General features: G+C 43.0%; 19 protein-coding genes and 2 pseudogenes. 20 read left to right on the plus strand and 1 reads right to left on the minus strand.

The window, feature by feature from the left end:
• The first annotated feature begins 54 nt into the window (after positions 1 to 54).
• The 10 genes and pseudogenes from AM506_RS10795 to AM506_RS10840 form a co-directional block, all read left to right on the plus strand.
• The gene (locus tag AM506_RS10795; RefSeq protein WP_060672500.1) at positions 55 to 471 is read left to right on the plus strand and encodes a TIGR03826 family flagellar region protein; all 417 of its coding nucleotides are present in this window, start codon (positions 55 to 57) and stop codon (positions 469 to 471) included.
• Between the two features lie 112 nt (positions 472 to 583).
• Complete coding sequence (flgM, locus tag AM506_RS10800; RefSeq protein ID WP_060672657.1) at positions 584 to 850, plus strand: flagellar biosynthesis anti-sigma factor FlgM; 267 nt, start codon at positions 584 to 586, stop codon at positions 848 to 850.
• A gap of 16 nt (positions 851 to 866) precedes the next feature.
• On the plus strand, positions 867 to 1,361 hold the full coding sequence (locus tag AM506_RS10805) for a flagellar protein FlgN (protein ID WP_060672501.1): 495 nt from the start codon (positions 867 to 869) through the stop codon (positions 1,359 to 1,361).
• Between the two features lie 29 nt (positions 1,362 to 1,390).
• Positions 1,391 to 2,968: a flagellar hook-associated protein FlgK gene (gene flgK / locus AM506_RS10810; RefSeq protein ID WP_060672502.1), complete on the plus strand. Its 1,578-nt coding sequence runs from the start codon at positions 1,391 to 1,393 to the stop codon at positions 2,966 to 2,968.
• A 14-nt stretch (positions 2,969 to 2,982) separates the two neighbouring features.
• Positions 2,983 to 3,888 (plus strand): flagellar hook-associated protein FlgL, encoded by a 906-nt coding sequence (gene flgL, locus AM506_RS10815; RefSeq protein ID WP_060672503.1) that lies wholly within the window; start codon positions 2,983 to 2,985, stop codon positions 3,886 to 3,888.
• 74 nt (positions 3,889 to 3,962) lie between these two features.
• Positions 3,963 to 4,553, plus strand: coding sequence for a DUF6470 family protein (locus AM506_RS10820; RefSeq protein ID WP_060672504.1), 591 nt, complete (start codon positions 3,963 to 3,965; stop codon positions 4,551 to 4,553).
• An 18-nt stretch (positions 4,554 to 4,571) separates the two neighbouring features.
• Positions 4,572 to 5,015 (plus strand): flagellar assembly protein FliW, encoded by a 444-nt coding sequence (fliW, locus tag AM506_RS10825; RefSeq protein ID WP_060672505.1) that lies wholly within the window; start codon positions 4,572 to 4,574, stop codon positions 5,013 to 5,015.
• A gap of 4 nt (positions 5,016 to 5,019) precedes the next feature.
• Complete coding sequence (csrA, locus tag AM506_RS10830; RefSeq protein WP_060672506.1) at positions 5,020 to 5,241, plus strand: carbon storage regulator CsrA; 222 nt, start codon at positions 5,020 to 5,022, stop codon at positions 5,239 to 5,241.
• Positions 5,242 to 5,398: 157 nt separating this feature from the next.
• On the plus strand, positions 5,399 to 6,460 hold the full coding sequence (locus AM506_RS10835) for a flagellin N-terminal helical domain-containing protein (RefSeq protein WP_060672507.1): 1,062 nt from the start codon (positions 5,399 to 5,401) through the stop codon (positions 6,458 to 6,460).
• A gap of 340 nt (positions 6,461 to 6,800) precedes the next feature.
• A pseudogene (locus AM506_RS10840) lies at positions 6,801 to 6,917 on the plus strand (flagellin); the annotation flags it as partial.
• A 45-nt stretch (positions 6,918 to 6,962) separates the two neighbouring features.
• Here the strand turns inward: AM506_RS10840 and AM506_RS10845 are convergent.
• Entirely contained in the window at positions 6,963 to 7,895 is a 933-nt protein-coding gene (locus AM506_RS10845) for a hypothetical protein (protein ID WP_060672508.1), read from the minus strand.
• A 156-nt stretch (positions 7,896 to 8,051) separates the two neighbouring features.
• Here AM506_RS10845 and flaG point away from each other — a divergent pair, with 156 nt between their 5' ends.
• The 10 genes and pseudogenes from flaG to secA all read left to right on the plus strand — a co-directional run bounded on the left by flaG (position 8,052) and on the right by secA (position 18,014).
• Entirely contained in the window at positions 8,052 to 8,411 is a 360-nt protein-coding gene (gene flaG, locus AM506_RS10850) for a flagellar protein FlaG (RefSeq protein ID WP_060672509.1), read from the plus strand.
• A 15-nt stretch (positions 8,412 to 8,426) separates the two neighbouring features.
• Positions 8,427 to 9,897 (plus strand): annotated as a pseudogene (locus AM506_RS10855) (flagellar hook-associated protein 2).
• A 22-nt stretch (positions 9,898 to 9,919) separates the two neighbouring features.
• Entirely contained in the window at positions 9,920 to 10,324 is a 405-nt protein-coding gene (gene fliS, locus AM506_RS10860) for a flagellar export chaperone FliS (RefSeq protein WP_060672510.1), read from the plus strand.
• A complete protein-coding gene (locus AM506_RS10865; protein ID WP_060672511.1) occupies positions 10,324 to 10,671 on the plus strand; it encodes a flagellar protein FliT in 348 nt (115 codons plus the stop codon). The genes fliS and AM506_RS10865 overlap by 1 nt, the downstream gene beginning before the upstream one ends.
• 41 nt (positions 10,672 to 10,712) lie before the next feature.
• Positions 10,713 to 11,066, plus strand: coding sequence for a hypothetical protein (locus AM506_RS10870; protein ID WP_060672512.1), 354 nt, complete (start codon positions 10,713 to 10,715; stop codon positions 11,064 to 11,066).
• A gap of 127 nt (positions 11,067 to 11,193) precedes the next feature.
• Positions 11,194 to 11,949, plus strand: a complete 756-nt coding sequence (locus AM506_RS10875; RefSeq protein ID WP_060672513.1) for an ABC transporter permease — start codon at positions 11,194 to 11,196, stop codon at positions 11,947 to 11,949.
• A 365-nt stretch (positions 11,950 to 12,314) separates the two neighbouring features.
• A complete protein-coding gene (hpf, locus tag AM506_RS10880) occupies positions 12,315 to 12,893 on the plus strand; it encodes a ribosome hibernation-promoting factor, HPF/YfiA family (protein ID WP_060672514.1) in 579 nt (192 codons plus the stop codon).
• Positions 12,894 to 13,038: 145 nt separating this feature from the next.
• The gene (locus tag AM506_RS10885) at positions 13,039 to 13,875 is read left to right on the plus strand and encodes a DUF1028 domain-containing protein (RefSeq protein WP_060672515.1); all 837 of its coding nucleotides are present in this window, start codon (positions 13,039 to 13,041) and stop codon (positions 13,873 to 13,875) included.
• A gap of 130 nt (positions 13,876 to 14,005) precedes the next feature.
• A complete protein-coding gene (locus tag AM506_RS10890; protein ID WP_060672516.1) occupies positions 14,006 to 15,121 on the plus strand; it encodes a YecA family protein in 1,116 nt (371 codons plus the stop codon).
• A gap of 382 nt (positions 15,122 to 15,503) precedes the next feature.
• On the plus strand, positions 15,504 to 18,014 hold the full coding sequence (gene secA, locus AM506_RS10895) for a preprotein translocase subunit SecA (protein WP_060672517.1): 2,511 nt from the start codon (positions 15,504 to 15,506) through the stop codon (positions 18,012 to 18,014).
• Positions 18,015 to 18,199 lie beyond the last annotated feature (185 nt).

Raw genomic sequence — 18,199 nt, forward strand, 5'->3', positions numbered from 1 at the left:
CCCCTTTCCTGCCGATATAAAGTGTAAGAGAAGCTTCACCGGGAGGAAACAGATATGTCAGAAATCATCAATTGTCCACGATGCAATGCAATATTCATGAAAAATAAATTCCGTGATGTATGTGATAAATGTTTTAGAGAAGAAGAGAACATGTACGAGACCGTTTACCAATTTTTAAAGAAGCGAGAGAACCGTGCTGCCACGATGGATCGTGTCATTGAAGTGACGGGGGTAGACGAGGAACTTCTATATAAATGGGTGAAAAAAGGCCGAATCCAGACGAGGCAATTTCCGAATATGGGTTATCCTTGTGACAAATGTGGGAAGATTATAGGGACGGGACGAATCTGCGGTGACTGTTCTTCTGAGCTTGCCAGTGATCTGGAAAAATTCGAAACGGAACAGGAATGGAAGAAAAAATCCCAGGAATCGGGTCAGAGAACGTATTACACCATGAGAGAAAAGAACTAGTATCAAGCAAAATAAAGAGGAAGAACTAACCAGGCTCTATTACTAAACAAAACGCGTTTATATCCGATATACTAGGTAGAAACCATGTACGTGAAGAAAGCGAGGGAAAATGATGAAGATTAACTCTATCGGAAATCAGAACATTAATCCTTATAAGCGTAATCTTAATAAAATGGACCAGGTCGGAAAAACGGGCAAACCGGCATCCGACAAAATTGAAATTTCTTCTGCTGCCAAAGAGATGCAGGAGGTTTCTAAACTCGGCAAAGAGCGCCAAGCCAGAGTGGACTCTCTAAAAGATCAGGTACAGAGCGGGAATTACACCATCGACCCGAAAGCCGTTGCTAAAGGATTAAAGAATTTCTATAACGGACAATAAAGGGGAGCGAACAAACATGTCAGCCACAAACCTTACGACAACACTTGAAAAACTCTATAAGCTGCACAAAAGTTTGTTCGACCTTTCTGTGAATAAAACGGATGTGATTAAAAAAGGTGATATGAGTGAACTCGACCGGGTGTTGAAGGATGAGCAGAAGCATCTGGCCGCCATCAATACGGTGGAGGCAGAGCGACAAAGAGAATCCAGTCACTATCTTAATTCACGGGGAGTGGCTTTTATCGAGGCACCAACAATATCTCAGTGCATTGAGCACAGTTCACCACAAGAACAAGAAACACTTGCCGAGTGGCAGCAAAAGCTTGTCGATATCATCGGAGAATTGAGGGTTCAAAACGAGCTGAATCAAAAGCTGGTCTATCAATCTCTACAATTCGTAAATATGAATCTATCCATGACTCAACCCCAGCAGGATCAAACTACCTATTCACGGCCGAACGGTGAAAAGAAAGCACCGGCAAGTCGATCCATCTTTGATTCGAAAGCATAGCACTTATTAATTGAAACGGAGGCAACACCATGCGATCCACTTTTATGGGCCTGGAAACGGCAAAACGGGGCATGTACACTCAGCAGGGCGCCCTTTATACAACCGGCCACAATATCTCCAACGCGAATACCCCTGGATATACCCGACAACGAGTCAACTTTGAACAAACGACACCCTATCCTGCTCCCTCTATGAACCGTCCACAAATCCCAGGCCAAATCGGTACGGGAGTCGAAGCCGGTTCGATTCAACGCGTGCGTGATTCATTTCTGGACATGCAGTATAGAGGCGAAAACCAAAAGCTCGGCTACTGGGACACAAAAATGGAAGCGATGAAAAAGATGGAAGAAGTTATGAACGAACCATCCGATTCAGGCTTATCAAAAACGATGGATATGTTCTGGCAGTCCCTTCAGGATCTAGCCGTTAACCCTTCCAATGCAGGTGCACGTTCAGTGGTAGTCGAAAGAGGGAAAGCCGTTGCTGAAACATTCAATTACCTATCTTCTTCTTTAACGAGTGTCAGAGGCGATCTGAAAAATGAGCTGTCTGTCAGCGAAAAGCAAATCAATTCCCTATCGAGACAAATCGATAATATCAATAAACAAATAGCCGATGTTGAACCACACGGCTACCTACCGAATGATCTATACGATGAGCGGGACCGCTTGATCGATGAACTTTCACAGCATGTTTCCATCCAAACGAGCTACCAGTCCAATGGAGGACAGTCGTCTCCTATCGCAGAAGGTGCCGTCACAGTAACGCTTGTAGGAAAAGACGGAAACCCTGCCGTCAATCTCGTCGGGAAAAATGGTGTGAATGAAGTTAAGCTTACCTTTGATGGCCCGCAAAATACGGTCGATTCTGTCTCAATTGGTCAACAAACACTTGATATTAATGACTTCCTATCACAAGGCGAAGGAAAACTGAGAGCCCTTGTCGATACATACGGATTCAAAAATAAAGACGATGAAGCAGAAGGCTCCTATATCAGCATGCTGGATGAACTGGACAGCATGGCGTACGAATTCGCCAAAGCATTCAATGATCAGCATCAACAAGGATTCACGCCAGAACAGATGAACGATCCAAACTTTGATCCTGACACCGATACTCCGGATACACCGAAGTTCTTCCAGGATGCAAAGAATACAGCAGCAGATCTCGAGGATGTAGAAAAAGAAGGCTTCGCCCAAAGAATTCAGGTTTCAAAGGACATGAGCAATCTGGATAATATCGCAACAGCAGGTGAAGATAATCCTACCCTTGGAGACGCCTCAAATGTACTGGCTTTGGCCAACATCATCACAACAACCAAATTGTCTTATGGTGAAAAAGAAGCTTCATTCCAAAGCCACTTTGAATCTGTAATCGGAAAAATGGCGGTAGAGTCACAAGAGTCCGTTCGACTCGCAAAGAACTCCGCTGTACTAAGAGGAGCCGTGGACGAACGCCGAATGTCCGTCAGCGGAGTGTCCCTTGACGAAGAAATGACCGACATGATCAAATTCCAGCATGCATACAACGCCTCTGCCAGAATGATCACACTGCAGGACGAAATGCTCGACAAAATCATCAACGGCATGGGAACCGTTGGAAGATAGGTAGGTGAAATGCTATGCGTGTAACACAAAGTATGTTGACAGCGAACTCGATGAGAAATTTAAGTTCTTCTTATGGACGAATGGGGCAGCTACAGGACCAGTTGGCGACAGGAAAGAAGATCACGAATCCTTCGGATGATCCGGTTGTTGCGATGAAAGGGATGTTTTATCGTTCTAATCTCACCGGGATTGAGCAGTATAAGCGGAATCTTTCCGAGCTTTATTTGTGGATGGAGAACTCGGAGTCTGGAATCGATCAAGCGAATCAAGGGTTGCAGCGTGTTCGGGAATTGACGTTGCAGGGTAAGAATGGAACTTTAAGCCCTGAGGACCGGAAAGCTGTTGCTGTTGAGATAGAGCAAATTAAAAATGACCTTGTCAGTGTGGCTGAAACGAAAGTAGCGGGAAGATATATTTTTCATGGAACAGACGTAGGGAATTCTCCGATTAAGGATAGAAATCCCGCAGATGGAAGTGCTCCGCAGGTCGCTGACAATTTAGGAAACAGTGCTATCGATTCTTATCCCGTAGAGGTTTCACAGGGAGTGTCTTTAAAAGCTAATGTTAATCCGAATAAGGTCTTTAATCAGAAACTGTTCGACACGGTCCACAACATCCAAAAAGCATTGGAGTCAGGAGATGATTCTGCTCTTGATACAGAGCTAGAGAATCTGGACAGTGTCATGAACACGTTATCAGCAGAACGTTCAGAACTTGGTGCCCGTTATAATCGTCTTGAAATGGTAGACGACCGACTGGGTCAACAGGAAGTAACAGCGAACCAAATTCTTTCAGATAATGAGGACGCCGACATCGAACGCGTCATAACTGATTTGAAAACCCAGGAAAGTGTCCACAGAGCGGCACTCAGCGTCGGAGCCAGAATCATTCAGCCGACATTAATGGATTTTCTACGATAAAAGCAAGGGGACTGACCCTTTAAGGTGTTTCGTCACCTTAGGGTCAGTCCCTTTTTATATGGAGGTGAATAGGCGTGAACGTTCCACAAATAAGATTGCATTCCACGTCAGCGGCAATTAGCATCCGGACGACTCCAGGACGCATGGACATCGAACAGCCACCGGCAGAATTGGATATCCAGCAGCCCCAGGCAAAGATGGAGATTGAGCGTACACCGTCCAAACTGACCATCGATCAAACCGAGGCACGGGCCGATATGGACTTGAAATCGGTGCGTCGCAGGATAGAAGAATATTCCCAACAAGGATATGAAGACTGGCTGACAGGACTAGCACGTGTCGCCCAGGACGGGGATGAGCTAATGATGATTGAGAATGGCGGGGGTGCGATTGCCGCCCAGGCTAAACGAAACAGTGAAGATCCGATGTATGAATTCAACATCGGATGGATTCCCTCCGCAGGAAGCGTCAAAATCAGCTATGATCCGGGAAATGTGAAGATAAACGTTGAACCTCAAAAAGTCGTGAATCACTCTCGTCCTCAAAAGCCTAATATACAGTACACACCTGCCAAAGTGGATGTTAGTTTAAAACGATACGCAGACCTACAAATTGATTTTGCGAATTTGATGCATGTAGGGATTAACTATGAACAAGAAATATAGAATGAAGGAATGAAGCCTATGAAAATTAATACGAAATATCATGGAAAAATAGAAGTGAAATCGGAAGAAGTGGTGACATTTGAACACGGGATCCCTGGATTTGGAGAAGAGAAGCAGTTTGTACTGTTGCCACTACCTGAAAATGAGTGGTTTCATATATTGCAATCGGTGACAACATCTCAGCTCGGTTTTGTCGTGACAGATCCGTTTGTGTTTTTTAAGGAATATGATTTTGAGATGGATCAGGCGAGTGTGGAGTTACTGGATAATCCTTCTGAAAAAGAAGTTCAGGTGCTTTCTATTCTTACTGTGCGAGAAACGCTTAATGAATCTACCGCAAATCTACAGGCGCCAATCATTATCAATCTAGCAAACCGTAAAGGCAAGCAAGTCATCTTAACTAACACAAGCTATCAAACCAAGCACCTGATCTTTGCTCAGCCTGCAGGAAAGAAGGGGTGAGGTAATGTTAGTACTGACAAGAAAAACGGGAGAAATCATTCAGATTGGGGATGACATTGAGCTAACGGTCATTTCGGTAAGTGGTGATCAAGTGAAACTCGGAATCGACGCACCAAAGAACGTGGATATCCATCGGAAAGAGGTCTATCTCTCTATCCAGGAAGAAAACACCGAAGCTTCGAAAGGAATAGACAATCTATTTAATCTTTTACCAAAAAATGATTAATTATTTTTCTTATACTATTAAAGACTAGTAGAAACGACCGATAATAGTATTGTAAGCAATGAGGAGAAGGGCGGCCGACCTTTGTGACTTGTTGCAAACTAAAAAATGATATAGTTCACATGGATGTGGACTTACTTTCAAGGAGGAAATTATTGTTATGAGAATTAATCATAATATTGCGGCGCTTAACACGTATCGTCAGTTAAATAGTGCTTCAACTAACCAATCTAAATCAATGGAAAAATTGTCTTCTGGTCTTCGCATTAACCGTGCTGGTGACGATGCAGCTGGCTTAGCAATTTCAGAGAAAATGCGTGGTCAGATTCGCGGATTAGACCAATCATCTCGTAATGCCCAGGATGGTATATCTCTGATCCAAACCGCTGAAGGGGCACTAAACGAAACTCATTCGATTTTACAACGTATGCGTGAGTTAGGAGTACAGGCGAATAATGATACAAATACTAATGATGATTTAGGGGAAATACAAAAAGAATTTGATCAGCTTTCTGAGGAAATTACTCGAATTGGTAATAAGACAGAATTTAATACTAAAACATTATTAAATGGTAGTTTAGGAGTACAGGCTGCAGATGGAACTGCTGCTATGAGTGATTTAACTGCAGCTGGGATTTCAGTTGATGCATCTGGAGTTGCTTCAGGTTCAACTTTAACATTCGGTTTAGATTTAACTGCGGGGTCTGAATTTATTAGTGTATCTGATGGAAGTACAACTCAACAGATTTCTATCGATCCAGCAGCAATCAAAGCAGGACAAACGTTAAATTTTGACAATATTGGCTTGAAATTAAGCTTTAGTGCTGATGCTGACTTATCAGATTATGATGGAGGTGGCACCTCTTTAGATGCCAAAAACATTACGACTTCTGGAAATCAGATAAGTTTCCAAATTGGTGCAAACAGTGGGACTACTTTAAACATAGGTGTTAATGACATGAGATCTTCTGCATTAGGAACTGGTGCTAGTGGAGCTGTCTCGGATTTATCTGCTGTAAATTTAACTAGTGCCGGTGCTGGATTTGATGAAAATATTAAGGTAATTGACCAAGCGATTAAAGAAGTTTCTGCACAACGTTCACAATTAGGTGCTTTCCAAAACCGCTTAGAACATTCAATTAATAACTTGAACACTTCATCTGAAAACCTAACTGCTGCAGAATCACGTGTTCGTGACGTAGATTATGCTTTAGCTGCCTAAGCAGTGATAAGCACAGTCGTCCTGGCTGGTAACGGCCAGAGATCATAATTGGGTGAATTGCTGGAAACCCCTTAGAGCTTTTCTTGCCACAACGTAGTTGGAAACGACAAACGTGATGGCTTTAATAAAAGAAGAGATTGGGCAATCAGCAGCCAAGCTCCTGTCTTGAAAGAGTGGAGAAGGTTCAACGACTAGGATAGACCATCTAAGGCGCAAGCTATGATGATGAAATCCGTAGGTGAAACAATGGTCATCAGCATTGTGAATCCGAAGTGCCCAACCCCTACTATTTATAGAGGGTGAAGATATAGTCTGGTCATTTATGAAAGTAAATGTTCGCACGATGGCGAAAGAAATGATGAACCAAACGAAGAATTCTATTCTTTCTCAAGCTGCTCAAGCTATGCTAGCGCAAGCCAACCAGCAGCCTCAAGGAGTTTTACAACTTCTTCGTTAATATTGACTTCTTTATTAGAGACTCTAGTATTACTAGGGTCTCTTTTTACTTTGAGAATATTGGTTGTACCATAAAGCATATGTGAGCGAAAATACTAGCATTTAATCCCGTCATTTTATTTAATATAAAAAGGTTCTGAAGGTTTTCTTCAGACACGACAATTTGATATGGTTTCTTAGTAACATATGTTTTAGTAGACTCGATAAATGTTAATAACTCATTAGTATAAAAGTCACCGTCTTTAATGGCCGAAAAAATATCTGGAAGCACTGATAACCTTTCATTAATTTCTCTTGTGGGTGAAGTTAACTTTAGATGGGCCGGTAAATAAATTGTAGTCCGCTTTGGATTTGAAAAATGATTATAGATATCACAAGAAGTAATAGTCTTTCTATACATACATGGGTGGAGATGAGGGCTGACCAAAAAGAGAAAGTATTGAATCTGAAACTGATCATAGAGAAGAATCCGGTTTTGTTTATCCATTGAAAAGAGTAACGAGTATTTATCTTTAAGTAAATGGCATAATTTATTGTTCTCAGCTGGTGTGAAACTGTCAGTCGATAGAATGATTTTTCGAGGAATAGTAGAGTCTTTCTTGAGGTTCCCGTCATCTTGATACCACCATGCGAGTGCAAGAGGAGTCAGGTACTTCATTAAAAACTCAAATGGGAGAACTTTCTTTCCATTCTTGTACCAGATTGATCTTAAGTTAGTAATGTGGCCATGAGTGCGCGATTGTACGTAATATGATTCTGTATAACCTGCATTAACACGGTTATCTTCAATTTTTTTATAATGTGGACCTGTTAATGGAAGGTAGTCTTTAAGCTTAGAGTAACAGTAATAACACCATTCTTTGTCTTTGATTGAATGTATGAATTGAAAACGAGGTTTTCTTCCTTCTTGTTTTACAATGCATCCATCACCTAGCAATTTTCCACAAACCATAGATAAGAATTCTTCACACGCAAACATTTCCTCCCACCTTCCCTAAGAGAACAGTTGTTCTTTTTAATTATACCCTCTAGATAACTTATATAACTCTAAATCCCACTTATTTCTCCTAATCTCACCTAAACTTTCCCCACCAAACTCCGATATAACCCATATAACCCTCAGGAGGTTCAAAAGATGATTGATAAAGTGACAGGTGGAATTTCAGGAGTGCAATCATTTACTAGATTAGAGAATCAAGCAAGCGAAGAAGTGAAACAAATTCAAGCGCAGGAACGACAGCATGAAGAAACCACAACCAAAGAACCTGTCACCAAAGAAAAAATGGAAGATGTCGTTCATGGGATGAATGAGTTTATGTCCACTTCGAATACACATCTCAAATTTGAATTTCATGATAAATTGAAAGAATACTATGTGACGATCGTGGATGATCGGACGCAGGAGATAGTAAAGGAAATACCGGCAAAGAGAATTCTTGATATGCATGCCGCAATGACGGAATTTGTTGGTTTAATGGTCGATAAAAAGGTTTAACGGAAGGAGATACATATGGCTGATATGCGAATTGGTGGCCTTGCCAGTGGTATGGACACGGATCAAATCATTAAAGACTTAATGAAGGCTGAACGAATTCCTTTAGATAAATTGGAACAGAAGAAGCAATACCTTGAATGGCAGCGTGATGATTACCGGGATATGAATAAGATGGTGTTTGATTTTAGTAACCTTATTTTTGACGAAGACGATTAGTGTATCTGATCCTTCTGTCGTGTCTGTGAAAAATATTAATTCGACAACCGATTTTTCGGGAACACTGGAAGTTGGAAACCTAGCAAAATCTGCTACGACCATTAGTGGAGTTACCGGAATTACGGATTCATCCAAGACGATAAAAGATTTAATGGGCCTTACTGGTACTCAAAAAATAAATATTAAATCTGTTCTTAAAGATGGGACGTTAGATCCTAAAGGAATATCCATTGAATTTGATCCAGAAAAAGAGACTTTAAATAGTTTGATATCAAAGATCAATCAACAGTCGGGAGTTTCTGTTTTCTTTGACGAGAAGTCACAGAAATTTTCTTTTACTGCTAAAAATTCAGGTGATGCGACAGGGAATGATATCGCTCTTTCGGATGAAACAGGTACTTTTTTTGATAGTCTGCAATTAACGGATACAAATTTCAGTGGAGTGCGTCAGGAAGGGGTAAACGCAACGTTCACCTATAATGGACTTACGACAACGAGACCTTCTAACACCTTTACGATTAATGGTTTTGAACTAACGTTGAAAAACGAGTCAACAGGTCCTGTCAACTTTACTTCTGCACCTGACACCGACAAAATCCTAGAAAAACTCGTCAAATTCGTCGACGAATATAATAAACTTATCGAAAAAGTAAATGGAGAAGTAAACGAAAAGAAATACCGTGACTTCCAACCATTGACTGCCGAACAAAAAGAGTCAATGGAAGAAAAAGAAATCGAATTATGGGAAGAAAAATCCCGTAGTGGTACACTGCGCAATGATTCAGTCTTATCTTCGGGTTTGAACAAAATGCGGACTGACATGTATACACCGATTTCCGGTGGAACATCAGGCATTGACCAACTAGCCCAGATCGGAATCAAAACATCAAGTAACTACCTTGATCGTGGAAAGCTGATTATTGATGAAAACAAGCTGAAAGAAGCGATTTCCAAAGACCCGAATACAATCTACGAGATTTTTGCCAAAGATGGTGTGACGTCAAATGAACAAGGGATCGCCCGTCGTTTACGTGATACGTTGAAGGATACAATGGATAGCATTGAGCAAAAAGCAGGGAAAGCTTCGAGCACCAATAATACATTTACCCTGGGCCGTTTACTAAATAACATGGACAGCCAAATGGACCGATTCGAGGACCGATTAAACCAAGTCGAAGACCGGTACTGGCGTCAATTCACCGCCATGGAAAAAGCCATCCAGCGTTCCAACGAACAATCCATGTTCCTCATGAACCAATTCGGCGGCTAATCATACCTAAAGGAGTGTCACTATGGCCATCAACAACCCGTATGCAGCATACCAGAATAACTCGGTCAACACCGCCTCACCAGGTGAACTCACCCTTATGCTCTATAACGGAAGCGTGAAATTTATTCATATTGCCAAAAAAGCAATTGAAGATAAAAATATTGAACTGAAAAATACGAATATCCAAAAGACCCAAGCCATCGTGAACGAGCTGATGGTGACGTTGAACACGGATCTTGAAGTCTCGCAAAACCTGATGTCCCTTTACGACTACATAAACCGTCGCTTAACGGAAGCTAATATAAATAATGACGCGGCGATTTTAGAAGAGGTAGAGGGTCTCATCACAGACTTCCGTGACACATGGAAAGAAGTCATTCAACTGAACCGCCAGAAGCAGTATGCCGGTCAAGGTGGACAAGCGTAATGAGTTCCGTTCTTCTATGCTATACCATCACGAAGCAATTGAAAGAAGCATTGGAACAGGTGAATGATGAAAACAGGGAAACTACGATCCAGGAAGTCGAAGCACTTTTAGAAAAGAGACAAAGCCTAGTTGATACCATAAAGCCACCCTATACTCAGGAAGAGCAGGCGCTCGGCAAGCAGATGAATACTTGGAACCAGCAGATTGGACGGCAGTTGGCTCAATTACGCTTGGAAATTAAACGTGACATGAACGGCCTAACCAAGAAAAAAACGTCTGCTCAAAAATACTCAAACCCTTACGAATCCTTACAATACGATGGAATGTTCTACGATAAAAAGAAATAGGTGATTCTTTAACAACGAAACTAGACGAAAAACAGTACGAATTGGTCAGCCAATACGTCGGGATGCTCGACACAATTGAAGAAGCACTGAACTATGTGGAAGCAAGCTTCACGGATTTAAGAAAAACAGAAGGGGATCAGGTCCTATCCGATGTCTTCATGGCCATTGGTCAGATTTCAGAAAGCAATCCCTTGTTGAAAGAAATGTTTGGTGAGGAAGACATTCGGAAAGCTTTAACCGGATTTGATACCGTGACGGATCAGGCATGGAAACTGGACGGACGATTGGATAACAACACATTCAAACAAAGTATCGTTCAGGAAGACCTGTCCCCAGCCTTTTCTACCTGGAAAGCAGCGATTGAAACCGAACTAAACCCATATCTAACACACTAAGTCTCGAATCCCCGAGGCTTTTTTCTTTTTCCAAAAACTCTCATGCTATAATAATAGAAAAATGCTGAAGGATGCCGGTATGGAAAATAGTGTGTTGGCCAATCAAGTATGAAATGGATGAAGAAACATGATGAATTTAATCACCAATGAACTCATAAAACAAGTCTCCCGACCACGTATGTGGATCTCACTGGCACTCATTGTGTTCATCGATTCCATCACGTCGATTTTTGTCTATCTGCTATTTGACGGCATCCAATTTTCATTTTGGGAGTACATGAGAATCAGCTCAAACCTCCTTATGATCATTCAACTCTTCAGTCTGATCATTGCCGGAGATATCGTTTCAAGTGAATTCTCGTCCGGCACCATCAAGCTTTTGCTCATCCGACCTATTAACCGTGTGAAAATTTTACTTTCCAAATACATAACCGTGCTAGTCATCGCTACTGTTTTAACAGCCTCTCATTTCTTGTTTTCCGCCGTGCTCGGTTCTCTGTGGTTCTATGATAGCTTCTTTGATTTGAACGAGAACTTTTTTATCGTGACAGGTGCTTACGTACTGAGATTCATAGAAATGATAGTGATTTGTTCCTTCGCTTTTACCTTTTCGGTCGTGTCGAGAAGCAGTTCGTTCGCGATTGGTTCTACCATCTTTCTGACCTTTTCCGCCGGGACCTTTTTGGTTCTGATGAACGAGCAGGGATTGAAGTGGGGAAGATATCTGCTCTTTGCGAATATCGATTTGCAGCAGTATTTCTTCGGGACTCCGCCTTTTGAAGGGATGACGTTTTGGTTTTCGGTGGGGGTGATTGTGGTGTATATGGTGGGATTCGGTGGATTGGCTTGGTGGAGTTTTGGGCGGCGGGATGTGGATGTATAGTGGATTGTTTTTGCACCTGGTACACCAAAACCCGAATGTACCAGGTGCAAAATCCGGTTATAGTCCCCCTATAAAATAAACTTCACTATTCCGCCCCAAACCCTTCACAAAACCTCCAAATCCCCACCGTCTAATCCCCCAAAAAAGTGAGATAATAATACTATAAAGAGTGCCAGTTGAACGCAAAACACTCGCAAATCATCACCGCACTCTAACATTCGACACCCCTTGATACATCAACACTTTCGACACCACCTTACAAACTTCACGAAAAATTGACGAAAAATTTAGAAAGTTTAAGAAGGATTCATAAAGGGAATGGAGAATATATAAACATAGCTTTATTTTTAAAAGGAGGAGTTTACATGTTGAACTACAACATTCGAGGCGAGAACATTGAGGTAACTCCAGCGATTCGCGAACACGTGGAGAAGAAGATTGGCAAGTTAGACCGTTACTTTAATGAAACTCCTGATGCAAATGTACATGTTAATTTAAAAGTGTATCCTGATAAAAATACGAAAACTGAAGTGACTATTCCAATGCCGCAATTAGTGCTACGTGCAGAGGAACGCAACGCAGATATGTATGCGGCCATTGATCTGATAGTAGATAAATTGGAGCGTCAAATTCGCAAACATAAGACCAGAGTGAACCGTAAGATGCGTGAAAAGGGTAGCCCGAAAGAGTTCTTCGCGGCTCAGGAAGATTTGAATCATGTTTCTCCTAACGGCGCAGCTGCTGTTGAACTGGAGGATGAGGACGATACGGAAGTAGTAAGAACGAAGCAGTTCAATCTTAAACCGATGGACAGTGAAGAAGCGATCCTGCAGATGAATATGCTGGGTCACACATTCTTTATCTTCACGGACGCAGAGACAAACGCAACGAACATTGTGTACAAGCGTCGTGACGGCAAGTACGGCTTGATTGAAACAAACTAATCTGAATAACCTTAAACCCTGTAGTCTCCTGGACTGCAGGGTTTTTTGTGAAAAAGAGGTTTTTCTCCCTTTTTGTAGAATCTTGATAGTATAAAATAAGGGTTTTGTTTTAAATAGACGCTTTAATCTAAAGGAGGACTTCACCATGACGTATTCCATTGTAGGTTTTGACCCGGAAGAGAAAGAATGGGGGATAGCGGTCCAATCCAAGTTCCTCGGTGTTGGTTCGGTTGTGCCGTTTGCGAAAGCGGGAGTAGGGGCGGTGGCGACTCAGTCGTATGCGAACACTTCTTACGGTCCCTACGCACTCCAATTGATGGAGGAAGGCAAGACAGCGGAAGAGGCACTCGATATCATCATAAAAGATGACCCGGAGCGACCATTGCGCCAGGTGGGATTGATCGATGCGTGTGGGAACCCCGCCACTTTTACCGGTGAAGGCTGCTATGACTGGGCAGGTGGACAGACTGGAAAGCATTTTGCAGCTCAAGGCAATATTTTAGTGGATGGTCAAACCGTGAAGGCGATGGCGGATACCTTTGAGTCCACCACGGGATCCTTGGCTGAAAGGCTGCTCCATGCCCTTGCTGCCGGCCAGGAAGCGGGCGGTGATTCCCGGGGCATGCAGTCCGCTGCCCTTTTAGTCGTAAAAGAAAAAGGAGGATACGGCGGTTTCAACGATCGGTATATTGATCTGAGGGTCGACGATCATGCCTCTCCTATTAAGGAATTGAAGCGGATCTATCATTTGCACCAGCTGTATTTTAAAGAGTCGGATGCCGGCAGGGTGGTACTCCTTGAAGGTGAGATTCACGATGATGTGGAACGGGAGCTCATCCGTCTTGGATATGCGAAAGAAAAGCAGTCCCTCTATCAAAATTTGAAAGACTACCTTCACACGGAAAACTTTGAAATGCGTGAGCAGGATGAGAATTATATCGATCTGGATGTCTTGGATTATATGAAAAATCAAGGAAGATAATTGTAAAAAGAACCAGTCGTAAAGTGACTGGTTCTTTTTTCTTGTTTTAAAACAGTTTAATGCTTGCCGGAAATGTTATATAATGAACCTTTGTGTACGGGACTCAGAGAAGTTGGAGGTAAATACAAACATGAGTACAGTCGGAAGAAATGAACCATGCCCATGTGGCAGTGGAAAGAAATATAAGAAATGCTGTGAAAACGTTGTGAATATAGATACGCTGGTGAGTCAGGAGCTGGACGTGCTGCAGGCACAGCTGTATGATTTCATCGCTACGGCCCAGTCTGCTGAGATGGAGGAATCCTACCATCACTATCTTTCGAAGATGGACTTGATGCAGGCTGATCCCGATATTTATGAAATGTCATTTGTCAGCTGGTACGGAGCGACTCAGAAGGATGCTGACGGTGTTCGTTTGATCGAACGATTTGTGGATAAGCAGCTGAGCACGGTGACTCGACCACAGACAGCTGAGGTATTGGAATCGTGGAAGAATGTACGGGTGACAGCTGGTACGGTAGAAAAGCTTGATGACAATACATTGCGTGTAGGGGAAGCGATAACTGGAGATACGCTTATCGTGACGGAAAAATTCGGTAAGCTTGAAGAGAACAGCTTCTTCCTGGGATTACTATTGCCGAACGGAGAGAAGTATCTTCCGTTTGCTCAATACTTCATTTATCCTGCTATTGAAAAAGCGGCGATGGAGTTAGTGAAGATCCGTTTTGAACAGGGTGAATTTGACACTCTGCATGATTACTTATCAGGTCAGTACCTGGAAATCGCAGATGTCGGATTCGTGCTTTATAGCGCGGAGAAGAAGAAGGCTGGAAAAGCAGCCTCTCAATCTGCCGGTGCCGATGCAGGTAAGGATGAAGATGAAAACACCGGGGATTCTATTGAAGGTGTAGAGATCTGGAAGACCCCTGAATACAACGAAGCGATCACCTCTCTTCAAAACTTCCTCTTTGAAAAAGGGGAAGACAAAAAGGAAAGTGAACTGCTCGTAGCCGTATTGGAAAAATACTTCTACACAGAACGCCCTACGATTCGCAACCCGAAAATCTACTCGGGGGCTATGGTCGACATGGCGAAAAACATCGACGAAATCAGTATCCGCCACGTTCAAAAGGAGCTGGCCGAATACTTCGATGTCTCTGCCAACAGCATCTCAAGACGAAGCAAGCAAATCTGGGAAAGCTACCAGGACACCGTCTACGAACTGCTGAACGCAACGAACGCCTAAACCAAACTCAATACACATCCTACAAAAGTCGTCTGATAAAGGCGGCTTTTTTTGAGGGACGGACCTCCCAAATCACGACCGTTATGGAAAGAAAGCTTGATATGAAAGCATCCAACCTTCCAAAACAGTGAAATAGGGAGGTCCGTCCCTCAAAGCCTTAAGTTGTAACCGATATGGGATAGTGGTAAGATTGATAGGGAAAATATCGTGTTTGTGTGGGAGGATAATTGGTTTTTGTAGCGAATTTTAAGTAGAGTGATGTGAAGTGATTCGCCTTGTTTTTTACAGGGAATTCACATATTTCTCATCGGAATCTCATTTATTTTCGTTATACTTGTGACGTTTGGCTCTCATTCCAACACAGATAAAGGAGCGTTTATACATGCTTGGTCTATTAAATAAAGTGTTCGATGCGAATAAAAGAGAATTAAAGAGGCTGGAGAAACTGGCCGATCAAATAGAAGAATTAGGTCCTGATATGGAGCGTTTGACGGATGATGAAATCCGTGAAAGGACGGAGCGTTTCAAAGAGCGCTATCAAAAGGGTGAAGATCTTGAAGATATGCTCGTTGAAGCGTTCGCGGTTGTTCGTGAAGCGGCACGACGCGTACTTGGTTTATATCCGTACCGCGTTCAGCTTATGGGTGGTGTTTCCCTGCATGGCGGGAACATCTCCGAGATGAAAACCGGTGAAGGTAAAACCCTGACGGCGACAATGCCTGTGTACTTGAACGCTATCACGGGAAAAGGCGTTCACGTTATCACGGTCAATGATTATCTTGCCAGCCGTGATGCCGAGGAAATGGGTAAACTATACAATTTCTTAGGGCTGACTGTTGGACTTAATCTTAACTCCATGTCAAAAGATGAGAAACGCGAAGCTTATAGCGCAGACATCACGTATGGTACGAATAACGAGTTCGGATTCGATTACCTGCGTGACAATATGGTTCTGTACAAAGATCAAATGGTTCAGCGCAGCCTTCATTTTGCCGTAATCGATGAGGTCGACTCCATCTTGATTGATGAAGCACGCACACCATTGATCATTTCAGGTAACGCCCAGCGTACGCCTCAGCTTTATATCCAGGCAAATGCCGTTGTCCATACACTGAAAAAAGAAGAAGATTACACATATGATGAGAAGACAAAAGGTGTTCAATTAACGGAAGACGGGATCAGCAAGGTGGAAAGAGCCTTCCATATTGATAACCTGTTCGATATTTCACACGTAACCCTTAACCACCACATCAACCAGGCATTAAAAGCCCACGTTAGTATGCATCGTGATGTGGATTATGTGGTTCAGGAAGGCGAAATCATCATCGTTGACTCCTTTACGGGCCGCTTGATGAAGGGTCGTCGTTACAGTGATGGACTTCACCAATCGATTGAAGCCAAAGAAGGTCTTGAAATCCAGAACGAAAGTATGACAATGGCAACGATCACGTTCCAGAACTACTTCCGTATGTACGAAAAGCTTTCCGGTATGACCGGTACGGCGAAGACGGAAGAAGAAGAATTCCGTAATATCTACAATATGAACGTCATTGTCATCCCGACGAATAGACCGATCGTTCGTGATGACCGCGCCGATTTAATTTACGCTTCCATCGAAGGGAAGTTCAATGCGGTAGTGGAAGACATTAAAGAACGTCATGAAAAAGGACAGCCTGTACTGGTCGGTACGGTTGCCGTTGAAACGTCAGAGCTTATCTCTCAGCTTCTGACAAAAAAAGGCGTACGCCACAATGTGTTGAATGCGAAAAACCATGGCCGTGAAGCGGAAATCATTTTAGAAGCGGGTCAGCCTGGTGCCGTTACGATCGCAACCAACATGGCCGGTCGTGGTACGGATATCAAGCTTGGCGAAGGCGTCATCGAGGTTGGCGGTCTTGCCGTTATCGGTACGGAGCGTCACGAATCAAGACGTATCGATAATCAGCTTCGTGGACGTTCCGGACGTCAGGGAGATCCAGGGGTTACTCAATTCTATCTTTCAATGGAAGATGAACTGATGAGAAGATTCGGCTCCGACAATATGAAGAGCATGATGGAACGCCTTGGAATGGATGACTCCCAGCCAATCCAAAGTAAAATGGTCAGCCGTGCTGTAGAATCAGCTCAAAAACGAGTGGAAGGAAACAACTTCGACGCTCGTAAGCAGCTTCTTCAATACGATGATGTTCTGCGCCAACAGCGTGAAATCATCTACAAACAGCGTAATGAAGTCATCGACTCTGAAAACCTTCGAGACATCGTAGAAGGCATGATCAAATCAGTCATCGAACGACAAGTAGCGGCTCATACGGCAGAAGAAGAGATGGAGAATTGGAATCTTCAAGGTATTGTGGATTACGTCAACGCCAATCTTCTACCGGAAAATGACGTGACAGTCGACGACCTTCGTGGAAAAGAAGCCGATGAAATGATGGCTCTCATCTTTGAAGACGTACAGCATCGCTACAACGAAAAAGAAGAGCAGCTTACACCTGAGCAGATGCGTGAGTTTGAAAAAGTCATCCTGCTTCGCGCAGTTGATACGAAATGGATCGATCACATCGATGCCATGGATCAACTTCGCCAGGGTATCCATCTCCGTGCATACGGACAAAACGATCCACTGCGTGAATACCAGCATGAAGGATTCGCCATGTTCGAAAGCATGGTACTCGCCATCGAAGAAGACGTGGCAAAATATGTCATGAAAGCGGAAATCCGCAACAACCTGGAACGCCAGGAAGTGGCCAAAGGTCAAGCGGTGAACCCGAAAGAAGACGGAGCAAAAGCCAAAAAACAACCAGTCCGCAAACAAGCAGACGTCGGCCGAAACGACCCATGCCCATGCGGAAGCGGCAAAAAATACAAACACTGCCACGGCATAACAGGATAACGAAAAGAAATCAGATGATACCTGGGACTAACTTTGCTAAAATAAGTCCCAGGTACTTTTCCGTTTTTTATGGGTAGTCAAAGTAGAGGGGATTAATAGTGGATGATCTTGCAAGCAGGCTTTTTTAAAAGCACTGTTGATTGGAGCGGAAGGTGCTCGACTCCTGCGGGAAAAGTGGGACAGTA

Source organism: Rossellomorea vietnamensis, from assembly GCF_001305855.1.
Lineage (GTDB): Bacteria > Bacillota > Bacilli > Bacillales > Bacillaceae_B > Rossellomorea > Rossellomorea vietnamensis_A.